The organism is Acinetobacter sp. ANC 7912 (assembly GCF_039862785.1).
In the GTDB taxonomy this organism is placed as follows: Bacteria; Pseudomonadota; Gammaproteobacteria; order Pseudomonadales; family Moraxellaceae; genus Acinetobacter; species Acinetobacter thermotolerans.
Genome location: NZ_CP156795.1, coordinates 116,064 through 138,271, shown reverse-complemented (window position 1 = coordinate 138,271; position 22,208 = coordinate 116,064). Strand labels below are relative to the sequence as shown.

General features: G+C 36.7%; 20 protein-coding genes and 1 other annotated feature. Of the genes, 7 read left to right on the top strand and 13 right to left on the bottom strand.

The genetic code is table 11. From position 1 onward, the window contains the following. Positions 1-13 precede the first annotated feature (13 nt). The 5 genes from ABEF84_RS00620 to ABEF84_RS00600 all read right to left on the bottom strand — a co-directional run bounded on the left by ABEF84_RS00620 (position 14) and on the right by ABEF84_RS00600 (position 6,145). Positions 14-3,361: a DEAD/DEAH box helicase gene (locus tag ABEF84_RS00620; protein ID WP_347454568.1), complete on the bottom strand. Its 3,348-nt coding sequence runs from the start codon at positions 3,359-3,361 to the stop codon at positions 14-16. Between the two features lie 292 nt (positions 3,362-3,653). Further along, positions 3,654-3,977: a transposase gene (locus tag ABEF84_RS00615; protein WP_347454569.1), complete on the bottom strand. Its 324-nt coding sequence runs from the start codon at positions 3,975-3,977 to the stop codon at positions 3,654-3,656. 98 nt (positions 3,978-4,075) lie between these two features. Further along, positions 4,076-4,780, bottom strand: coding sequence for an arsenical resistance protein ArsH (gene arsH / locus ABEF84_RS00610; protein WP_180075673.1), 705 nt, complete (start codon positions 4,778-4,780; stop codon positions 4,076-4,078). 5 nt (positions 4,781-4,785) lie between these two features. After that, positions 4,786-5,826: an ACR3 family arsenite efflux transporter gene (arsB, locus tag ABEF84_RS00605; RefSeq protein ID WP_347454570.1), complete on the bottom strand. Its 1,041-nt coding sequence runs from the start codon at positions 5,824-5,826 to the stop codon at positions 4,786-4,788. A gap of 4 nt (positions 5,827-5,830) precedes the next feature. Next, complete coding sequence (locus tag ABEF84_RS00600) at positions 5,831-6,145, bottom strand: metalloregulator ArsR/SmtB family transcription factor (protein ID WP_067731901.1); 315 nt, start codon at positions 6,143-6,145, stop codon at positions 5,831-5,833. Between the two features lie 82 nt (positions 6,146-6,227). Between ABEF84_RS00600 and arsC the strand changes: the two genes are divergently transcribed. The 3 genes from arsC to ABEF84_RS00585 all read left to right on the top strand — a co-directional run bounded on the left by arsC (position 6,228) and on the right by ABEF84_RS00585 (position 7,357). After that, positions 6,228-6,656, top strand: coding sequence for an arsenate reductase (glutaredoxin) (arsC, locus tag ABEF84_RS00595; RefSeq protein ID WP_034583453.1), 429 nt, complete (start codon positions 6,228-6,230; stop codon positions 6,654-6,656). Between the two features lie 112 nt (positions 6,657-6,768). After that, positions 6,769-7,065: a type II toxin-antitoxin system RelE/ParE family toxin gene (locus ABEF84_RS00590; RefSeq protein ID WP_034583450.1), complete on the top strand. Its 297-nt coding sequence runs from the start codon at positions 6,769-6,771 to the stop codon at positions 7,063-7,065. Position 7,066: 1 nt separating this feature from the next. Then, entirely contained in the window at positions 7,067-7,357 is a 291-nt protein-coding gene (locus tag ABEF84_RS00585) for an addiction module antidote protein (RefSeq protein WP_004969304.1), read from the top strand. Positions 7,358-7,467: 110 nt separating this feature from the next. On the opposite strand, the gene ABEF84_RS00580 is transcribed toward ABEF84_RS00585, so the two are convergent. Both ABEF84_RS00580 and ABEF84_RS00575 read right to left on the bottom strand, forming a co-directional pair. Beyond that, the gene (locus ABEF84_RS00580) at positions 7,468-7,782 is read right to left on the bottom strand and encodes a putative quinol monooxygenase (RefSeq protein WP_248103960.1); all 315 of its coding nucleotides are present in this window, start codon (positions 7,780-7,782) and stop codon (positions 7,468-7,470) included. A 9-nt stretch (positions 7,783-7,791) separates the two neighbouring features. After that, a complete protein-coding gene (locus tag ABEF84_RS00575; RefSeq protein WP_248103953.1) occupies positions 7,792-8,385 on the bottom strand; it encodes an NAD(P)H-dependent oxidoreductase in 594 nt (197 codons plus the stop codon). A gap of 149 nt (positions 8,386-8,534) precedes the next feature. On the opposite strand from ABEF84_RS00575, the gene ABEF84_RS00570 reads away from it, so the two are divergent. Beyond that, positions 8,535-9,425 (top strand): LysR family transcriptional regulator, encoded by an 891-nt coding sequence (locus ABEF84_RS00570; protein WP_248103956.1) that lies wholly within the window; start codon positions 8,535-8,537, stop codon positions 9,423-9,425. Positions 9,426-9,823: 398 nt separating this feature from the next. Here ABEF84_RS00570 and ABEF84_RS00565 read toward each other — a convergent pair. From ABEF84_RS00565 to ABEF84_RS00555, 3 genes are all read right to left on the bottom strand, one after another. Then, a protein-coding gene (locus ABEF84_RS00565; RefSeq protein ID WP_347473721.1) for an IS3 family transposase occupies positions 9,824-11,043 on the bottom strand; the annotation gives its coding sequence in 2 pieces (ribosomal slippage) (positions 9,824-10,767 and positions 10,767-11,043; 1,221 coding nt in all). Further along, positions 10,652-10,768 (bottom strand) — a sequence feature (AL1L pseudoknot). It overlaps the preceding gene by 117 nt. A 419-nt stretch (positions 11,044-11,462) precedes the next feature. Then, a complete protein-coding gene (locus tag ABEF84_RS00560) occupies positions 11,463-12,728 on the bottom strand; it encodes a capsule biosynthesis protein (RefSeq protein WP_052127938.1) in 1,266 nt (421 codons plus the stop codon). A gap of 6 nt (positions 12,729-12,734) precedes the next feature. After that, a complete protein-coding gene (locus tag ABEF84_RS00555) occupies positions 12,735-14,684 on the bottom strand; it encodes a capsular polysaccharide biosynthesis protein (RefSeq protein WP_347473720.1) in 1,950 nt (649 codons plus the stop codon). 137 nt (positions 14,685-14,821) lie between these two features. Here ABEF84_RS00555 and ABEF84_RS00550 point away from each other — a divergent pair, with 137 nt between their 5' ends. Genes ABEF84_RS00550 through ABEF84_RS00540 form a run of 3 tightly spaced genes read left to right on the top strand, consistent with a single transcriptional unit; the run spans position 14,822 to position 18,005 of the window. Beyond that, positions 14,822-15,820: a glycosyltransferase gene (locus ABEF84_RS00550; protein ID WP_347473719.1), complete on the top strand. Its 999-nt coding sequence runs from the start codon at positions 14,822-14,824 to the stop codon at positions 15,818-15,820. 8 nt (positions 15,821-15,828) lie between these two features. After that, a complete protein-coding gene (locus tag ABEF84_RS00545; RefSeq protein ID WP_347473718.1) occupies positions 15,829-16,797 on the top strand; it encodes a glycosyltransferase family 2 protein in 969 nt (322 codons plus the stop codon). A gap of 56 nt (positions 16,798-16,853) precedes the next feature. After that, positions 16,854-18,005, top strand: coding sequence for an ATP-grasp domain-containing protein (locus ABEF84_RS00540; RefSeq protein WP_347473717.1), 1,152 nt, complete (start codon positions 16,854-16,856; stop codon positions 18,003-18,005). Between the two features lie 37 nt (positions 18,006-18,042). Here the strand turns inward: ABEF84_RS00540 and ABEF84_RS00535 are convergent, their stop codons facing one another. The 3 genes from ABEF84_RS00535 to ABEF84_RS00525 all read right to left on the bottom strand — a co-directional run bounded on the left by ABEF84_RS00535 (position 18,043) and on the right by ABEF84_RS00525 (position 22,208). Next, entirely contained in the window at positions 18,043-18,759 is a 717-nt protein-coding gene (locus ABEF84_RS00535) for a DUF6270 domain-containing protein (protein ID WP_347473716.1), read from the bottom strand. A 31-nt stretch (positions 18,760-18,790) separates the two neighbouring features. Next, complete coding sequence (locus ABEF84_RS00530) at positions 18,791-19,648, bottom strand: ATP-grasp fold amidoligase family protein (protein WP_347473715.1); 858 nt, start codon at positions 19,646-19,648, stop codon at positions 18,791-18,793. Positions 19,649-19,730: 82 nt separating this feature from the next. Further along, entirely contained in the window at positions 19,731-22,208 is a 2,478-nt protein-coding gene (locus tag ABEF84_RS00525; protein WP_347473714.1) for a glycosyltransferase, read from the bottom strand.

Sequence of the window (22,208 nt, the reverse complement as noted above, 5' to 3'; positions counted from 1 at the left end):
ATCTGAAACCAAACTAAAATTTCTCAAACAAGTTCATCACGTCATTTTCCGTCAGTTTCGCTTCGCCCTCATGATCGGTACTTAGAATAGACTGTGCCAGTTCTGCTTTATTTTGCTGTAAGGCAAGAATTTTTTCTTCTATGCTTTTATTGGTAATCAGCTTATACACAAATACTGGCTTGTCCTGTCCAATCCGCCATGCACGATCTGAAGCTTGATCTTCAGCAGCAGGGTTCCACCATGGATCATAGTGAATGACCGTATCTGCGGCAGTTAGATTCAGACCGACCCCTCCTGCTTTCAGACTGATTAAAAATACCGGCACTTGTCCAGACTGAAATGCTGTAATGACTTCATCTCGCTTTTTGGTCGTTCCAGTCAGCTTCACATAGCCAATTTCTGCGTGATGGAGCTGTTGCTCAATCAGTTCCAACATTGAGGTAAACTGAGAGAAGATCAGAATTTTTCGCCCCTCCTCCACCATTGGAACGACCATATCCATCAACTGTTCAAGTTTGGCAGAGTGTGCCTGCCCGGTTTTCACTGAATCCAGCTTTAGTAAGCTAGGATGGCAGCACACCTGACGTAGCTTCAGTAAGGCATCTAAAATTTGAATTTGACTACGTTTAAAGCCTTTTTCTGCCACAATTTTCTGAATATTTTCCTGCATCGTGGCACGAACAGCCTCATATAACTTGGATTGCTGGTCATTCATATCAATATTGACTTCAATCGTAGTTTTTTCTGGCAATTCTTTGGCTACGTCAGTTTTCAAGCGACGTAAAATGAAGGGCTTAATCCGGTTGACCAGCTTTTGCCTTAACTGCTGATCACCGCGTTTTTCAATCGGATGACGGTACTTTTTATTAAAAATTTCTTGTGAATATAAAAATCCTGGCATCAGGAAATAAAATAGTGCCCACAGTTCACCCAAATTATTTTCCATCGGGGTACCTGTTAGACACAAACGATGTCGTGCTTTTAATTGGCGTACTACCTGTGCAGCTTTGGCACGCGGATTTTTGATATTCTGCGCCTCATCCAAAATGAGTTGATGATATTCATATTGCTTTAGTTGTTCTTCATCTCTCGCTAGAAGCGGATAGGTGGTTAACACAATATCATAGTGCGGAATCTGCTCAAAATTCTGATGGCGGTCGGGCCCCTGTAGCAGCAATACCTTGAGCTCAGGGGTAAATTTCTCCGCTTCTTTGAACCAGTTATGCATCAGCGATGTGGGTGCAACAATTAAGGCGGGACTGTCCTGCAAATATCCAGCCTGCTTTTCCATGAGTAAATGGGCTAAAGTTTGTGCTGTTTTCCCCAAGCCCATATCATCTGCCAGAATCCCGCCATGCTGGGTTTCCCTTAAAAACTGTAACCAGCCTAAGCCCTGCTGCTGGTATGGACGCAACTCCCCCTGAAAACCTTGTGGTGTCGGCAGTTGTTGCTGATAGCCTTGTTTGAATTTCTGTACAAATTGCTGCAGGCGATCACTGACCTGCCATGTCATCCCAAGATTATGCTGCAATTCTAATAATTGACTCGCATCATAGCGATCAATACTGCGCTCTTCTTGCTGTAAAATGCTCTGCAGATGCAACAATACCGGCTTAATATCCCTAGCGGATAGAGCCAAATCAGGTTGATCAACTGCAGTTTTCACGGTGAAAATTTGACTGTCATGCAGATGAATAAACGTCCGCGGATCAAGTAAATCAGGATTTACTCGCACCAAAGCTACGAGCGCATCAAGCAAATTATAAGAATTACCTGCACTGTCTTGAACCGTCGCCCCGATATTGAACCAGTCCTGCTGACCTTCAGATTCAGTGATAGAAATATTTAAATTTTCGACATATTGCAGGTTAAAGGGGCTGTTTTCCAGATGCTCTATCTGCCAGCCCATCAACTCAATTTGATTGATGGGCATGAGCTGTTTGATCCAGTCTCCATAGAAAGCAAAAACCATAGAATCAAGACGTTGTTTATCCAGTTTTAATTGCTGGTCATAACTAAGATCTTTCACCCACTTCAGTGATTCGACCAATAGCTGTAAACGCTGGATTGACTGTTGTTCCTGAACTAAGTCCCGAAGCTGTCGCACCATTTTGCCATGCTGTTCACCAATAAAACTGTCACCTGATGTACCTGCTTTAATTCGCCCACCTGCATAGGAGAATTCAATTTCAGCACAAACAGACTCTTCCCATTTCCAATCAAATTTATCTAAAACACCGAAGCGTAAAATTGGCTGGGGACTACCCTCAAGGACATCAATATGCTGAATAGACTCGGGCTGAGGCAGATTTTTCACGTCTGAATATTGATGAGTCAGTTTCTCAAACTCTGGCAAGAGCTTAGCTGGAAGATCAGGCATCTGTAAAAAATGGTAGAGCAGCTTTGCCGTATATTCACCATATAACTGGCCCACCGTGTTCTGTTGAATATCCACATAACATGGTGGCTGGCTCGCGAGAATCTGGATATGTGGATTTGATTTTAAATCGAGTCGAATATCGCCATTGACCAATTCAATGTTTAAATGCTCCGTCTGTTTGTTGACACCTTGTTCCCAGATCAATTCGATGTGATAGCCTTGTTCTGACCATTGAAGTGCAGCATAGCTCTTTTTTTGCCAGTACACATCGCCACTTTGAATAAAAGATTTAAAGTGCTCCAATGAAATTCCGGAGATATCAAGATTGCTTTGATAAAAACGCTCGTCGCTGTTTATTTTGGCGTAATAATAAATCTGGTTAAATAATTGTCGTTTTTGTTCAGGTAAAGTCAGATGCTTTCTGGTGATATTTTCATATTGGGTATAATAACTTTCCCCTGCAATTGAGCCGTTTTTATTGCGTCTGGCTTTCTGAACATCAACTGTCAATTTCTTTAAGCTGACCGACTGATCTAGCAGGTAAATTAAATAATTGTTTGTTTTGACAGATTGCTCTGGTTCAGTCTGTTGTAAATACCGTTTAAAATCATTCAACCAACGCTGCGCCTGATCATCCCCCCATCGGCGTTTTGCGATTCCCTGCGGAGATTGAGATTCAGCATAACGCTGTTGAAATTCCTGACGATATTCTTGAAAGAATAACCGCGCTAAAGCAGCAGCATGTTTACAGTTATATCCAACTGGACAAGTGCAGTCATCATCGATTAAACGGTCTTTTTTAAGATTATAGGTAATCGCGGTATCGTAATAATCTGTCCCTTCAATTTGAGCATACATCGTGACATCATCATTTTCCTCAAAGAACTCAATTGTTTCCCTATCAATGTGTTTAGCATAGCTCAGACTGCGCTGAAGAGTTGCAGTACTAAAGCGAGATAGAAAATTGATCAATAAGGACATAATTACCAGACACCAAAATGTTTATACAATTATAACGGACAAAGCTGTCATTTCAGAACAGTAGCCGAACTGCTCAACCTGAGCACAGATTCGACTCACTCAATAGGAATATTGTGAATAAAGACAATCAAATTCGAGAAGTTAAACAGTTCATTGAGATCGAAAATATCCTGATAGAAAGTGATGATTTCTTCACAACAGTTAATTTTAAACCAAATGGGGTCAAAAGTTTTAGCATTGTTTCTATGAATAAAATACTTAAATAAAAATTCTCCGACAAACTCGGTACGGTTCACTGAATATCATTATTCGTATGAGGCACGGTGATACACAACGTGATCCTCTCATCAATAGGTTGGCTGATTGCAGCAGTGTAAGGCAAAGCAATAAATGCTGGATTCACATGAGTAGGATCCTGCACGGCACCCTCATGATGGCTGAAGATCCTGATCCAACGACTGACAAGGTTGGCATTAATACTATGTTGCAGTGCGACCGAAGCGATCGAGGTATTAGGATTTTTACAGGCATTGACAATACTGAGTTTGAATTCTTTGCTGTATTTTCTGCGTTTTGTAGCAACAGGAGGTGTTGCTGAATATATATCCATGTTCATGGATTAAGTCCCCACTTGTTTTTAGGTGGGAACTAAATTAAGGCTTATAGGATCGCTTGGTAAGGCTGTGTTAGCCGGATGCTTACATTTTAGGAAATCTAAATACTCTTTTGATTCACACGCTTTGAAAGCTCTTCCGCACTCTCTACACGTTCAGAGTAACGGTCAGTTAGATATGCTGATTGTCCTCTGGTTAAAAGCGTAAATTTATAGAGCTCTTCCATCACATCCACAATCCTATTGTAATAAGAGGAAGGTTTCATACGACCATCTTCTTCAAACTCAAGAAATGCTTTAGGCACTGAAGACTGATTGGGTATCGTAATCATACGCATCCAACGCCCTAAAATACGTAATTGATTTACAGCATTAAACGACTGTGAACCGCCACAGACTTGCATCACCGCTAAAGTTTTACCTTGCGTTGCACGGATTGCACCTGCTGCTAATGGAATCCAATCAATTTGAGCTTTTAAAATTGAACTCATCGCGCCATGGCGTTCAGGAGAGCACCAAACCATTCCTTCAGACCATGCTAAAAGTTCATGCAGTTCTTTAACTTTAGGGTGTTCCATATCACCATCTTCAGGCAGAGGTAGCCCTTTAGGATGGAAAATCTTCACTTCCGCACCAAAATATTCAAGAATTCGACCAGCTTCCTGAATAGCTAAACGGCTATATGATCGATCACGATTTGAGCCATACAGAAGCAGTATTCTTGGAGGATGTTCAAGGTTCTTTGCCTGAACTTTTTCTAAAGTCGGTTTTTCCAAAAGACTAAGATCAATATTTGGTAAGTTCATTAGCTTCATGCCTCTTTAAAAACTTTTTTTCTCAGCCATAGCGAAACTGTCACTAAGGTAATCAATACAGGCACTTCAACAAGCGGTCCAATCACTGTTGTGAAAGCCACAGGTGAAGCTAATCCAAAAGTGGCAATCGCTACAGCCAGTGCTAATTCAAAATTGTTGCCTGCCGCAGTAAAGGAAATAGCAGTCGTTTTAGGGTAATCATTGCCCATCCACTTACTCATAAAGAAGCTAATGAAGAACATTGCAACAAAATAGATCGTCAAAGGAATAGCGATTCTAAGCACGTCTAGAGGAAGGCTAATCACTTCACCACCTTTAAGACTGAACATGGCTACAATCGTGAATAAAAGGGCAATAAGGCTGATTGGGCTAATCTTTGGGATAAACTTAGTTTGATACCAAGCCAAACCATTTTTTTTAACCAAAATCAGTCGGGTTAAAAACCCAAGTAAGAACGGAATACCTAGATAAACCAGAACAGCATGGGTAATGGTCCAAAAGCTTACATCAATGATTTGTGCTTCTACCCCAAAGAATGGTGGTAAGAAGGTTAAGAATAACCAGGCATAAGTACTAAAGAATAAGATCTGGAAGATACTGTTAAACGCGACTAAGGCAGCAACATACTGATTATCCCCACATGCCAAGCCATTCCAAACGAGGACCATAGCAATACATCGGGCTAAACCAATCAGAATGAGACCTGTCATGTATTCAGGATAGGCGTGCAGAAAAATAATGGCCAAACCAAACATTAAGCAAGGTGCTATTAGCCAGTTTTGAACGAGAGATAATGTAAGGGTCCGCTTGTCCTCAAAGACTTTAGGCAAAGTCGCATAGTCTACTTTGGCAAGTGGTGGATACATCATCAAAATAAGCCCTATTGCGATAGGGATATTCACTGAATTAATGCTTAATTGATCTAATACAACAGATGTTTGAGGGAAAAACACCCCAATACCTACGCCTAATGCCATGGCAATGAAAATCCATAGAGTTAGGTTTCGATCTAAGAATGAGAGCTTTGATGCGGACATTGAATTACTCGCATTGCATAGAGATAGATAAGTTGCTCGTAGGTTTATTTAATACTTCATCATTCAAAACACTGAACACTGCATTTACCCATTCTGGTAAATCAGGATTTAATCGGTAATACACCCATTGTCCCTTGCGCTCATCTAGCAAAATTGAAAGGTTACGGAGTAAAGCCAAGTGACGAGAAATTTTAGGTTGGCTCAGTTGTAATATCTCTGTGATTTCACAAACACATACATTTTGTCTTTCTAAAATAATTTTTAAAATATCTAGACGTGTCGGGTCAGATAGGCATTTAAAGAAATCTGCTTGATCCATAATCTATACTCTAATATATGCTATTGCGAATATACGTATATCCATATATAAATGCAATATTATTAAGTCCTGAGTAAGTACAATGTCATCAAAAGTTAAGATCTATCATAATCCAGCGTGCGGAACATCAAGAAATACACTGGCGCTAATTCGAAATACCGGAGAAGAACCCGAAATTATTGAGTATCTTCTCAACCCTCCAAGTAAAAGTGAACTCATTAATTTAATTGAGAAATCAGGTCTCTCTGTACGTGAAGCTATTCGCAAAAACGTGGAACATTTTGAAGCTCACAACTTGGATCAGCAGCACTGGACAGATGAGCAGCTTATTCAGTTTATGCTGGAGTATCCAATTTTAATTAATCGTCCATTTGTAGTGACTGAGTTAGGCGTAAAACTTTGTAGACCATCTGAACTCGTTTTAGATATTTTGTCTGCACCTCAATTAGGAGCTTTTATCAAAGAGGATGGTGAAATAATCATCGATAAAAATGGTAAGCGGATTAAATAAATCCGCCCCATTTAACATAATGGTTGTTATACGAAATTAATGGATGTTCATATAGATTACTTGCATATTGTATTCGATCGAATACAATATAGTGAGAAGAGAAGGAATCCTCATGATTGAAATTAAACGTCTGCCAGAATTTGATGAATGGTTGGATGGCATTAAAGACAATATGACCCGTATCCGCCTGAATCGTCGATTAGATAAGGTTCAACGTGGAAATTGGGGAGACATTAAACCTCTTCAAGATGGCGTTTGGGAAATGAGAGAATTCTTCGGTTCTGGATGGAGGATGTATTACATCCAACATGGTGACGTAGTTATTGTAATGCTTGGTGGAGGAGATAAATCAACTCAACAACAAGACATCAATCGTGCAGTCAAATTATCGAAAACATTGGAGGATTAAAATGGTTAAAGTCGCTGATTTACCAAGTTTTGATATGGCTGAGTCGCTCAAAACTGAAGAAGACATTGTGATGTATCTCAATATGGTTCTTGAAGAGAATGATCCAGCTGAATTAGCCCATGCACTTGGCGTTATTGCTAAAGCTCGTGGCATGACTCAAATCGCTAAAGAAGCAGGGATTGGACGTGAGGCACTTTACAAAGCTCTACGTCAGGATTCAGCACCACGTTTTGATACGATTAATCGTGTTGTGAATGCTTTAGGTCTAAAACTCACAGTACAACACGCCTAAAACTTTAAAAAATATAGTAAAAAAGGGAGCTAGAGGCTCCCTTTTTTGACTTCGTATAACGTGTATTATGTTAATTTTAGAGAAACTCATAAATGAATATAATAATTTGATTAAAATCCATTCTCTAAAATTCGGATATCAACACCAAGAACATCATCTTTTATCTTAAAGTGATGTTCTTGCATATGTACGGTTGCAAGGTGGGCATCTAAATGTTTGATACTTTTCCATTTTTCCAACATAACGACTGTATTTTTCAATGGCGCCTGATAAGACGCATGACTCTCATGATTAATAAGTAATTCGTAACTAAAACAACCATCTTCTTCAAGCACTGTTGGTGTGATCTCCTTGAATGAATTGATTACATGTTGCAGATGCTCTGAACCGGGTTTTATTTTAATTTCAGCAATAATTGTTAACATCATTTACCTCTATATCACTGATGCAGAAAAATTACGGATCAAATGTTGGCGATAATCATCTTTTATTTGTGGTACGTTTGGTGCTTTGATGACGTCATGAGCAATAAATGTTGACATGCTTTGCATACCAAGAAACTCATTGGCTTTTCGAAAAGGTAAATAAACCCCATCTACACCTCTCCCCTCAAAAAATTGTTTTGGATCAGTAAATGCTTCAGCAGGTGCATTCCAAGTTAATGACAGCATAAATTTTTTGCCATGCATTAAACCTCCCGAACCATATTTTTTAGAAGTATCCGAACGTGAACGACCATCATTAGCGTATATATGACCATGACCTTCAGTAAATACATCATCAATATATTTTTTTACTGTCCATGGTGCACCCATCCACCAGCCTGGCATTTGATAAATAATAGCATCAGCCCAAAGATATTTTTTTACCTCCTCTTTTGGATCAAAAGCACTATCAGCACGCGTAACTTTAACTTTATGACCTAATTCGGTTAATACTTCTTCTGCCAAAATCGTCAAGGTATCATTCAATTCACCATTAGAATGAGCAAAAGTTTTAGCACCATTGATAATTAAAATATTATTCATCTTCATCCCAAATTGAATAGAGAGGTACAATATAAATTTAAGATTCATCAACATAAATGCAATTATTAACAAAACATTATTGATTAATTGTTAATAATTAAAATTAATATATAATTAAAAATGATTTTTTATTAATGATTTACTTAGATATGAAATCTACATTTGATGAACTTTTAGTATTTGTTACGATCGCTGATTGTGGCTCTATAGTGAAAACAGCAGAACAATTAAATCAAACAACATCTGCTATCAGTCGCACATTACAACGCCTCGAAAAAAAATTAAATGTTAAATTAATCGAACGTACAACCCGTAGCCTTAATCTTACCTATGATGGAAAAATTTTTTTAGAAAGAGCAAGAAAATTACTTTCTGATTTGAATGAAGCTGAAGAGTTGTTAATTAATCCAGGTACTGAACCTACAGGCTTAATTAAAATAGATTCAGCAACACCGTTTGTATTGCATGTAATTATTCCATTAATACCAGAGTTTATAGAACGATATCCAAAAATCAGTATTGAACTAACTAGTCATGATCATGTAATTAATTTATTAGAGCATAAAATAGATGTTGCTATACGGTTTGGTGATCTAGAAGATTCAAGTCTCTATGCAAAATTATTATGTAAAAGTCGTTTGTATATCGTTGCTAGCGCTGAATATCTCAAAAAAAATAACTTACCAAAATCTATTATTGAGTTAAATCAACATAGATTATTAGGATTTAGCCATCCTTTGCATTTAAATAATTGGCCAATTTATATAAATGATCAACTATATAAAACTTCACCATCTATTACAGCTTCTAATGGCGAAAGTGTTCGTCAACTTGCTTTACAAGGCGTAGGAATTGCTTGTCTCTCTGAATTTTTAATTTTAAAGGATATAAAAGAAGGTAAATTAATTGCTTTGTTTGAAGATGAAATAAAGATTCATGAGCAAAAAATCCATGCTGTCTATTACAAAAAAAATTATATACCTAAGAGAGTTAGATTATTTATTGATTATTTATATGAAAAATTACAACAGCTTAATTAATTTTAAATGGATTTTTTAGGCATATTTAGTTGAATAATGTTTGAAATAAATCTCCATTTAACATAATGGCGGTTATACGAAGTACACTTGTATATTAATTGAAATATCAGATACTTATTTAAACCATAAAAATCTAAAAATGCCCAAAAAGCCGACTTTGAAACAAGTCGGCTTTTTTATGAGCGATTTTGATAGTTTTTGCCAAGAAAATTGGCTAAAAAAATGATCAATTTAGCAATCAGTGCCCATTTCATACGGATCCAGGTTCCAAAACTATCCCCAATTGCTGGGGATAAAATTTAGGCTATTTTGTACGCTTTGGCGCACATCAATCTCGGCCCTTTGCTACTACCTGGAACTGAACCGTACCGGGTTTGTCGGAGATTTTTTTATTTAAGTTAGGCCACCTGACCTAACGGGTTAATCTTATCATAGTACATTGCTTCAAACTCAAAAGGCGATACATAACCCAGTGCACTGTGTACACGCTTTTTATTGAACCAATCTACCCAGTTTAGTGTCGCAAGTTGTACATCTGCTAAACCTTGCCAATCTGCTTTTAGATATTCAATCACCTCTGTTTTGTATAAGCCATTCACCGTTTCAGCCAAAGCATTATCGTATGAATCACCAGTCGTACCGACTGATGCTCGTAAATTTGCAGCTTCTAAACGATTGGTATAGCGAATGGAAAGATATTGCACACCTCTGTCGGAATGATGAATCACATTCTTTGGCATGCCTCGATCGTGCAATGCTTGCTCAAGTGCATCGAGTACCATATCTGTATTCATCCGTGTAGATACTTTCCATCCAACAATTGCTCGTGAGAACACATCAATAATAAAGGCGGTATAGACCCAGCCTGAATGAGTTTGAATATACGTAAAGTCACTCACCCACAGTTGGTCAGGATGATCAGCATTAAAATTACGTTTCACTAAATCATCTGCTCTTTTTTGATCATCTCGGTTACGGGTGGTTTGTTTATTCTTACCACGCCAAACACCTTGTATACCTAGCTTCTGCATCAATCGAGCAACTGTACAACGTGCGATAACATAACCTTCACGTTTCAATTGTTGCCAGACCTTACGCACACCATATCGACCTGAACTTTCTTTCCAAATTCGTTTAATTTGTTCAGCATGATGCAAGTCATGTAAATCTCGCTTTGCTCGATGTTCTGGATTGTCAGCGAGATCTAAAGTTCGGTAATAGGTTGAAGCTGCGATCGGTAAAATCCTACAAATCGCATCAACACCATATAAGTCTTTATTGTTATGGATGAAATCCACCATTATTTGTGTGGGCGGTCGAGCTCCGCCTGGGCGAAAAAAGCGGCTGCTTTACGTAGAATTTCATTGGCACGCTTTAATTCTTTAATTTCACGTTCCATTTGCTTCATTTTTTCTTGATCAGATATCTGTTGTACTTTAATAGGATTTTGCTGATCTAAATGCTTTTGATGCCAGGCACGAAGTGTTTCAGGAGTACAACCAATCTTAGGCGCAATTGCTGTGATTGCAGCCCAATTCGATGGATAATCTTTTTCAGATTCAATCAATAATTGAACCGCTCTTTCTCTGATTTCAGGGGTATATTTTAATTTTGTCATCGGGGTAGTCTCTCAGAATATTGACTCTCCGACAAACCCGGTACGGTTCACCTTTAGATTAAGCATGTGTATGTTGGTTATTATTGTTGATTATCACAATAAATTAGTGACCAAAAATCAAAGTACCCCACCCTACCTTAAATTACACCACACAAAATAAAAACCCTATATAACTGTTATATATAGAGTTTATTAAAATACTAATTATGTTATTTAGTGTATTTTATGTCGGTGACTCTTGCCAAGGTTGGGGTCGCGAGTTCGAGTCTCGTTTCCCGCTCCAGATTCTAAAAGCCCTGATCGAAAGATTGGGGCTTTTTTATTTCAATCTCTGAATTAACAAAAAAAGCGAAGCAATGTTCGCTTTTATTCATTTTATGATTTAGACCCTATTACCATTCACTTAAAAGTATAAATTCTTATGAACCAATGTTCACCCGCTCTTCTAAAGCAGCCTTCACTGGCTGGGTAATAGTAGAAGATTCAATACTATATTGCTCCATCCAAGGTGATTCTCCATAAAAAGAACCATTGAGTTGGGAGTAATCAATCAACCTTTCCCGGAATTTTTTAAAATACACCTGATCAACTTTACCTGGGTTACGCCAGAATTTTGACAATGGGCGCTGATTCGTCAGTTTAGGTAAATTATATAAAGCATGTCCTAATACTTTTACAGGAATCTGATGATATAAAGCCTGGATACCGGTTGTACTATTTACCGCAACAAAACCTAAACTATGCTTTAATAAAGTCGGTAGATGAATATCACAAAAATAATGGATACGCCCTTCTACTCCATGTTTTTTCGCTAATCTACGAATTAATCTTGCATAATTACGATAGCCACGATCCATAGGATGATGCTTTAATACCAAATGATGATATGGATCAGCATGATCAGCAAAATCCTCTATCACCAGCTGAATATATTTTTTCATACATTTCAGTTCAGAATGCGTCCTGATCTGGAAATCATTATGTACCTGTAAGGCAAATACAAAATAGCGTTTTTGATGGTGACGAATAAAATGATTAAATTTACGGCTTTCAAAGCAGGAATTCTTTAAGCGGCGAATTCCCGCCCAGATCCAATAATAAAGTTCTGTCCAGACACTCATTTGCCGATGGTGTTTATAATGCCGATATTTCCAGCAAAAGATCAGCATAAAAAAGTAATAGGCAATAACACTGAATACTCTAAGACTTGTACTGCTATGAATAGTTTCAACCTGCTTATTTACCCGGGAGGTTTTTACAGTCGTCGTTTGGAAATGAGTTAAAAATTTTGAAAAGAAATTAACGCCATCTTGCTCAAAGGTAATATAGTTCGGACGAATATAGCCTTCTTCAAAGACAAAAAACTTCACTTTATTTTTTGCTGCTATTTTTTTCGCGGTCTGATGATACTTACGGCAGTCGCCAAAACACACGACAGCATCAATCTCATGAGTTAATATGAGGTGCTCAATCCATTGGGCAAAATCCGCATAAGTGCCCGTATAGTCAAAGCTATATTCAAAATGACGCGCATCAAACTGATCGCCACCATTGAAATTCACCTTAAAGCATTGAACGCCATTGGACTTTAGCCAGTTGGCAAAAGTAGAAAAAAAACTGCCCATAGGGCCCTGCAACAACAAGACCCTGTCTGAAAGTAGTAAATTATTTACATGTACAGACATGAGAAATTAACCCAGTTTTTTTAGTAAATTATATAAAGGCGACAGTATACTCTTTTTATGGCTGTTTACCTTTACCGCTTGGTCTAATTGTTGCTTGATAGATGTAATGACATCTTCGGGACGCACTACAGGTATCCGCATTTTTTTTGTCACTTCTAAATTATAAATTGGATATTCTACCAGCGTAATATAAATTAGTTTTTCAAGGCTAATTTTTTTGTTACGTCGCTCTGATTGATACAGATCTTGAGTCAGCCCCCATCCCGCATAGAAAGGTAAGCCATAACAGTATACCTTCAAGCCTCTAATGAGTGCTTCAAAACCACTGAGCGATGTAATGGTATGTAGCTCATCTACAATTTCAAAACATTCAAGGATAGAAGCATCTAACTCTACCTGATCTGCATAACGCAATATCTCGGCAGCAGGAATACCGCCCACCCTTAAACCGGTTTGCACATCAGGATGCGGCTTATAGATAATATAGCTATCGGGATTTCTGGTTCGTACTTCTTTTAACAGCGCGAGGTTGGTTTTTATTCCCACGCCACCAAGCTGAATAGACATATCATCTTCGACCTGCCCTACAACCAATAAAACCCGTGGATGCTCAGGTCTGGTTAAACGCTTAAATTCGCCTACATTATATTTGGAAATATTCAGATCTATCAGCATCTGTTGCAAGCGTGTGGCCCGTTGCGCTTGTTGGGCATTGAGCTCGACCTGGTTTAAGAGTTGTTCAAGACGCGAAGGTTGGGTGGCATCGTAATAAATTCCAACATCATCAAAGACCAGGGAACATGGCCGAATCAGCTTTGCTCCCAGTCCTACGGAGCGGATAAAGCCATCTTCCACTGTAGTAATGTGATTGTATTGTTTATCTTTAAGCTGTCGAGCCTTCTTGCCCCAGGCCAGCACATGTTCAGACTTTCTCGGTTTAAGATAACGCTGGAATTTTAAATCCAGTTTTGGAAAGCCTAAAAAATCCGGAATAAAGCGCTTTTTCCAAGGGGAAAACCCATAAGCGATATAACGACTTTCTAATCTCTTTTGTACTTCAATATTGGGAATAAGCAGCTCTAGAATATCTTCCAATTCACAACGTTGCCCGGTGAGCGGATTTACATAGCGGGCATAGTGAAAATAGGCGCAGGCAAATAAGTGTTGCAAGCTTTTTTGCCGGTTTCTGCGGCCATTCAGAATATCCAAAGGCGCATGAGCATCATTGGTCAACCCCCAGCCTGCATACCACGGCACGCCGAAACAATGTACTTTTTTTCCACATAACAGTGCTTCAAAACCAAGCTGAGAACTCACCACATACACTTCGTCCATCTGCTGCAGCAGCTCGACAGGATTATAGTGCTCCGTGAGCAACCGGATATTGGGATGATTGAAATCCTCTTGAGCAAAATGGGCTTGAGCTTTCCCGGCCAGTACATCAGGATGGGTCTTTACCCATATAGTCGCATCTGGATGATCAATACAGGCTTGTCTTAACATGCTTTTAAATGTGTCAGGAGTAGCCCCTGCATATTTGATTGATTGATCACCAAAGGTTTGATCTATCACTAAGATATGTGTGCTTTTTTGATCAAACTTGCATAAATCTATTGTTTGAAATTTTTGATTATATTTAGTAATTCCATATTTTAAGATTTGGTCGATGGCATGCTGGGCACGAAGATTATCTCTAACATTCTCATCTTTTAAAATGAGGTTTTCTAGATCTGAAGACTGTAAGGCATCAAAATAAATACCGGTTTCATCAACAACAAGCGACAGAGGTGGATAACCATCTTTACCAAGACCTAGAGAACGGACAAAGCCGTCCTCCAAGCAAAGAGCTTTCAGACCTTTTTGTTCGGCTAAGGCTTGGGCTTTAAAGAAACTTTTTTTACGGCCCCATCCACAGCTAAAACTCTCATACCGAAAGTCAACTGGATATACTTGCATCAATTTTTCTAAATTTTTGGAGCCAAAATAACGCATAAGATAGATTTATAAGCTATAAATATAAATAAATATGAAACACATTGTAGAATACACCACCCAAATAACACATATAGCAACTTCAGGTAGTAGATCATTCTATGAAGAAATTACGTATACTCAGTATTCTAGATGATTTCACCTACAATACATTAAAACCAGAATCGGATGTAGAGCTATTAAGTCAAAAGCCCTTTTGGTACCGTTTAAGCCAAAAAATTGACTTCTTACTTGTAGAATCGGCCTGGCGTGGAAACAATGATGTCTGGCGGCATAAAGTTGCTCATTACCCCAACCATCCTCAACGCAATAATAATGCTTTGAAAAAATTAGTTTATTGGTGTAAAGACCATAATATTCCAACTATTTTTTGGAACAAGGAAGACCCTTATCACTATGATCAGTTTATAGAGTCTGCCAAATTATTCGATTATATTTTCACGACAGATGCAAACAGTATAGCTCGTTATATAAAAGATGCCCCAAACAGTGTCGCTGCTGTTGCGCCGTTTTTTATTCAGCCGCAGATGCATTTTTCAACTTCAGAAGCCCCATTAAAACGCAGTGTGTTTATGGGTACTTATCAGAGCAATATGCATGATCAACGCACCCAATGGCAGGATCAGATTTTTTTAGCTGCCGCACCGTATGGCCTGGATCTGTTTAATCGTCATACCAACCCCTCTATGGAATATACGTTCCCCTATTACGATGGGGATGTAAACTATTATCCGCCTGTACCTTATCCAGAAACACCGGCCACCTATCGCCGTTATCAGCAAGTGTTAAATGTGAACACCATTACCGACTCTCCGACCATGTTTTCACGGCGTTTGATTGAGGTGATGGCCTGTGGTCGTTTGGTGATTTCTAATCCAAGTCAGGCCATTGATCATTTATTTCAAGACATGTGTATTCAGGTGGATGATTTCGAAGCGGCACAAGCGCTGTTTTCTCAGTTACAGTCCGGTTATACTGCCGAGCAGCAAGAGATGGTCGCCTATGCCCATACCCATGTACAGCAGCATTACACTGCAAAGACCTGGCTGAAATCGATCTTGCAAACCTGTAATGTAGATCATCCTTATTTGGAAAGCTGAGATTAAACGTGCACACACCTGATTTATCGATTGTTATTCCGCTTGATTTTCATCGCCGTAGTTGGGATCTCTATCGTCGTGTGAAAGGTTTCGTTGCTGCCTTTGCAGGTCAACCGGTGCAGCTCATTTTTGGTTGTAATGCTGCACCACAATTTTGGGTTAAATGTTTACAGCGTTTAATTGCTCCACATGCCAATATTCAGCTCTGTTTGGTCGAAGCCGAAGCCAGTAGTTTAGCTAAACTTAGAAATGCTGCTATTGCTGCCGTTAAGACGCCCTATGTGTTGTTTTTAGATGTCGATATCGTGCCCGACCAGCAGTTGGTCAATCTTGCCTATCAACAGGTCATCCATCAGCCGCAACAAATTGGGATGTTTCCATGTTTGTACTTGTCTAAATCCGGCAGTAAGCTCATTTCTAAATATTCTGCTGCTGAATTTAAACAGCATTATTATGATTTTCGCCGTGATTTGGTTTTACACCTTGCTTTTCCTTCTTCTATTGTACTAACTGATCTTGCCAGTGTGCGTGAGATTGGTGGTTTTGATGAGCAGTTTGTTGGACATGGTTATGAAGATTTTGATTTCATGCTGCGCTTATTTCAGCATAAAGGCTTAATCGAGTATTCAGCTGATATTTTAGTCGATGAGCCGTATTTAGCGCCATTAATGAGTGTGGGTTTACGTGCTGTGTTGGCTAAGCCTTTTTTAGACAGTTTGATTCAGTCTGTTTATTTTTTGCATAATTTTCATAAGAAAGATAAAGAAGATTATTATTATAAAAAGCGAGCTAATAACAAAGATTTATTTATCAATAAATATGAAAATTTTAAATATGAAAAACTTCACTTCAATAAGCTTACTTTATTAAATTGTTTTTTTAATGAGGTGATTGAAGAAAAAAATAGCCCAAAGTATGCAGTGCTTTGGGCAGAGATTAAAGGTTATAGATTAAGAGAGCCCTATACAATTTATTGACAATAATGAATGCTATGTTAATTTAACAAACTCTAATTTAAACTAAGGCATTAATTATGATTAATTATTTAAACTACAATTTTTTGAGTAAATTAAACATATATGGAAATGCTTTAGCAAGATATACTATTCCATATTATGCTCTATCCCGTGGACTAAAAGTAACTTTTTTGAATATCTCAACGGATAAAAAGCTAGAAAAATATTTCAAAGTAGAGGGAAATGGAGGCTTCTACAGAATTTCTGATGAAAGAGGAACTACACATACTTTCAATTATTCTAAACTTCTTCAACAAAATCAGGATAAAAGTATAAAAAAATATAGTAAAGATAATTTAAATAATTTTTTAGATAAACTAGGTATTAATCATCCTCATAGTATTAAATTCAAGCCCAATACACCTTTAAACATAATTCAAGAACTTTTACCACCTTTTCCACTAGTTGTAAAACCAATTAATGGATCTATGGGAAAAGGTGTACATGCAAACCTTAATACGATAGAAGAATTACAGGGAGCAATTATATCCCAAAAAACAGATTTTCTTGTTGAAAATTACATTACAGGTGATGAGTTTAGAATTTATACAGTTGGTGGTATAGCCCGTGCAGCTTGCAAACGAGAATTTCCACATGTTATCGGAAATGGAAAAGACAAGATAGAAAAATTAATAGAAAATAAAAATACAGTAAAACAAAAAATGAGAATTCAGACTATAAGAATAAATGACGATCTTATCAATCAATTAAATAATCAAAATTTGACTTTAGACTATATTCCATCAGAAAAAGAAAAAATTATATTAAGTTTCAAACGTGGTAGATCATCTGGCGGAGATATAGAACAAAATCTTTCGCTTCTAAAACCAGAAACCATAGAGAAATTAGAGAAATTTGCCAAATCAATTCCAGAATTTTATGTTCTTGGTATTGACTGCATTATAAATCAAGATGACGTTTTTATATTGGAAGTGAATTTTAGACCACAAATTACAAGTGCTTTAATGCCAGACACAGGCAATAGTATTGATTTACCCAAAATTATCATAGATAACATATTTAAATTTGATAAAGAAAAACAAATATCTCCTATTAATTTTAAAAAAGTTTTAAAATATGTAGAAAATACCACCCTTCCATGGGAAGAAATTACTATTAAAAATGAAGATATTCAGATTAAGTTAAAATCCGATGAATACTGGTTCTAATTAAAAAAACTAACTCACCCTTGTGGTGAGTTAGTTTTTAACATGAAGCAGAGATTTCTAAAAATCTGAAATTAAAATAATTATAAACGTCATCTACATAATGAAAAGGTGATCGCCCCCACTTATGGTTTTCATCTCCAATAAATATACCTACAGGATAGTTAATAAAATTCTCTTCAGGTATATATTGTGCTGCAATCTGATATAAACCATTCACTACATCAGTACAAAAAGCAATTCTTTCAGGTTTAGACAAAGCATTCCCCATATTTGTATGGGTTGCCCATTGCACATTATTAATTATAATTTTATTTGGTGGAACTACTTTTAACAGCTCTTTTAAACCAAATTCCCATGCATCTCGATAAAATTGACTATTTGCTAAAATTTTAATCTTATCTGTATTAGTAATAAATTTAGAATTTTTTAGTTCATCAGAAAATGTTACATAAACTTCTTCGTCATTAAGTTTGACCAAACCAAATCTATCATCAACAACATCTAACAATAAATAGTCAAATTCTTGTTCTTTGATGACATCCATATAATCACCAGACAGTGCATATTTCAAGACTTTTCTCTGAAATTTAGATTTAAGATTAATCTCATTCTCCTGTATAGGAAACACAGGAAAAGCTAATCTAGCTAAAGAATTTCTAGCAAAATATTTAACTATTTTAATATTGTTTTGCATAATCTTAGATTCAAATGCATCTCGAGTCACGCAAGAGCCTAATATTATTACCTTAACCACACTTTCACCTCAGACTATGCAATTTCTTATATTAAATTTGTGAATAAAGATTATAAAAATGACCTAATTTAATATCCCTATCTAATCTAGCCTCCGCCTCTACCCACATTTTACCCAGCTTTTCATTCCAAGTGTTCCAAAACATTGAAAAACCTCCAGGGAATGGAGTAAACTCACCAAAAACAACCCCTCGACTACTGCTAAAAAGATCAACCCTCATAAAGGGTAAAGGAATCTTACCTGAAAGGGTTTGAGCAATATCAATCATTTCATTTTGAAATTTAGGTAATGGCAAAAGATCATCAATCTTTCCAAGATATTTCCCAGTATTTTTAACTTGTACAAAATCTTTATCATATAACTTATATGTTACATTACCATCCAATGATTTTCTTTTTTGTAAAATAAGCCCAACTTCTCCATAGAAACAATAGAATTTCCAATCATCCAAAGCATATAACTGCCCATCATCTGGATAAACCAGCTCCTCCACTAACCACTGATCATGGATTTTTTTTTCAACCATAATATCAGCAGCCATTTTTTTAATATCATTTAATTCTCTAATTTCATTAGTAAATAAGTCACGATATTTTTTTAACTTATCATCATAATGGCATAAAAACACACCTAATGAGCTATGTGCTTGTTCAGGTTTTAAAACAAAAGAACCTTTTATTTCTGAAAAATCAATCAAACTTAATTTAGTATTTTTAAAGTAAACCTTAGGATAACTCACACCAAATTTTTCAACAAACGGATATGCCACAGACTTTTTATCCAAGCTATATATCTTATCATTGAAACCATTTTTTATATTAGTACGTCTAATATAAATCGCTTCACGTACTTTATTTCTAAATGAAAATTTAGGAGGTGTGGTTGACACAGTATAATTCCTTCAAAAAAAAATTCAAAAGATAGCAGTAATTACTGCCATCTTATTTATTGCCTGAATTGCTTAAAAATATTTAGATAGACACTATTGATACATTAAAACCATCAAAAATACTATCACCTTTTAAGAAAAATTCATCTTCCACCTGCCAAGTATGATTTTGACTATTCTTGCTTCTAAACTGAATAAAGTTAAAAGCATCTGAAGAATAGATTGGTAATTTCAATGCCTTAATTTTGTCAATTAAAGTAGAATCCTCCCCACGATTCAATGCATTAAAACCACCTACTTTATCAAATACTTTCTTTCTCATAACTAATGTAGGTCCTGCAACAAAATCAGTAATACGGTGGGACTGATTTACATAACGAATCACGGTTTTGTTTGAACCTTCCAAGTAAACAAAAATCTCTTTTTTGCCAACCAAACCAAAGTTACCATAGCTAAACGGTAGAATCATATCTGTTAAGTAATTATCAAAATAGAAATCATCATCATCCATTTTTGCAAGATACTCACCAGTAGCCAATGCTGCAGCTTTATTCAAGCGCTCACCTAGTGTCATCTCTGTATTAATTTCTAATACTTGATAATACTTGATATTTTTGATTTTGTTTAAACCAGCTTTAAGCTTTGCGATACCTTGAGCACTAAAACCTTGTGTTACAACAAATAACTCTAAATTCTGGTAAGTTTGACGTCCTAAGTTTTCTAAAATACGATCAATATAGTGCTCTCGCATTGTCGCCATTAGAATTGAAACTTTTGCTGGTGAATCATCATAGTCGATGTCTAATGAGGACAAAATATCCTTTACACGATGCTGATAAGTATGTTTAAGCATGACTTCACGATAACCACGATGTGCTAAATGCTTATACTTCCACTCATCCTGTAAAAGCTCTTTTGCAATTTTTACAGCTTCTTCTGCATTATTTGCAATCTGAACAATACCTGGAAATTGCTTTTCTAAAGCTAAAGATGGGGTTGAAATAACAGGGGTACCACATGCGAGCAATTCATAAACACGACGAGACATCATCGTTGGTGAATCTGTAATTGTATTAACGTTTAAGAAAATTTTAAAACGTTTATACAAAACTGACATTGTCTTAAAATCAACTGCATCTCTAATCAGATGACGATACTGTTCAGGGAAGAAGTATCGCTCATTATTTAATGCTGACATGCGATCATAGATTGCTCCATTAAACTCCAACAATGCTGGAAGTAAGGTATCCATTTGAACTTTTCTGTCATCATGTCCAATAGAATAATACGAGCCTGCAAAACAGATTGTTTCCTGCTCATAACGATTTCTGTTTACAGGGTTACAAATAAATGGATTGGCAGCAAAAACTAAAGGATAAACCTTTTTGCCAGGTAAATCTCTTTTATAGTCAGCGACCTTATTTGCATCAGTGGTAAAAATAATGTCACACTTTTCAGCAATTGGAAGAAACTTCTCGTAATGCATTGGATCTTCTTTATTCCAGAAAATGATCGGCAGCTTTTTAGATTTTGCAGTTTCCAATGCTTTGAGTAATGCCTGAGCATTTGCATGCTTCAAACCTGGTGATGTGAAGGCATACTCCCAAGAGCCACCATTACCTTTCCAACAACTTTCTATGAAGAATGCATTTGAAGTTGAGCCTTTAATCTGATTTTCATAGTTATTCTTATTTAATGGAAATAATCTAAAAACGTTTTGCCATGAATTTTCAGAAATCTCATCTAAAATACTAATAAATTTAGCAGCTTGAGTAGTTTTTGGCCAAAACTGTTTATAATAAGTATACCCCATTAATGGATAATTTTCTTCAATGACGTTCTTAGCAGGTGTCGGCTTATCATTGACCACTTTTTTTGGCTGAATTACCTCAACTTTTTTACTTTCACCTTCGATTAATTTTGGAGTAATAGGCTCAGCTAATACTGTTTTTTTCTTACGCTTAACCGCTTCTTCTCTTAAACTTTTTAGAGATTGCGGTAAATTAATCAAATGTTCAATACTTTTTTTACTATCAATTAAAATTCGACCAAGCTGAAATGACAAAGTACGTTCTAAGTCAATTTCATCTTTTTTCATTTTTAATAAGGATATTATCGAAGAAAATTCACTCTTACCAACTTCTTTAACTACACTTAAAATATGAGCTTGGTAATTTTTTAACTCTTGTTGAATCACACCAACAATTTGCTGTTTTGAATTAGCCAGTTCAGTTGTATAATTTTTTTGCAATTGCTCTACTTTATCTTCTAACATGTCAATTTTTTTCAACATTAGATTAGATTGTTGCAAATCACTAGACAACTGAGCAAGAGAAGCATGAACGCTTTCAACTAAACACTTTAAATCATCGACTTGACTTTGCAAGTTTTGCTCATCCATTCGTGAATGACTCATTCCAACAGATGACCCTGTATCAGTTTCTTTTATCTCGTTCACCTGTAAAACACTTAAATTTTCATCAACGCTATCGACAGATGCTGCTTTTAATGCTGACTTCATTTGAGCTTTTTGTCTTCTTGCTGAAACTGGCTTTTTCAT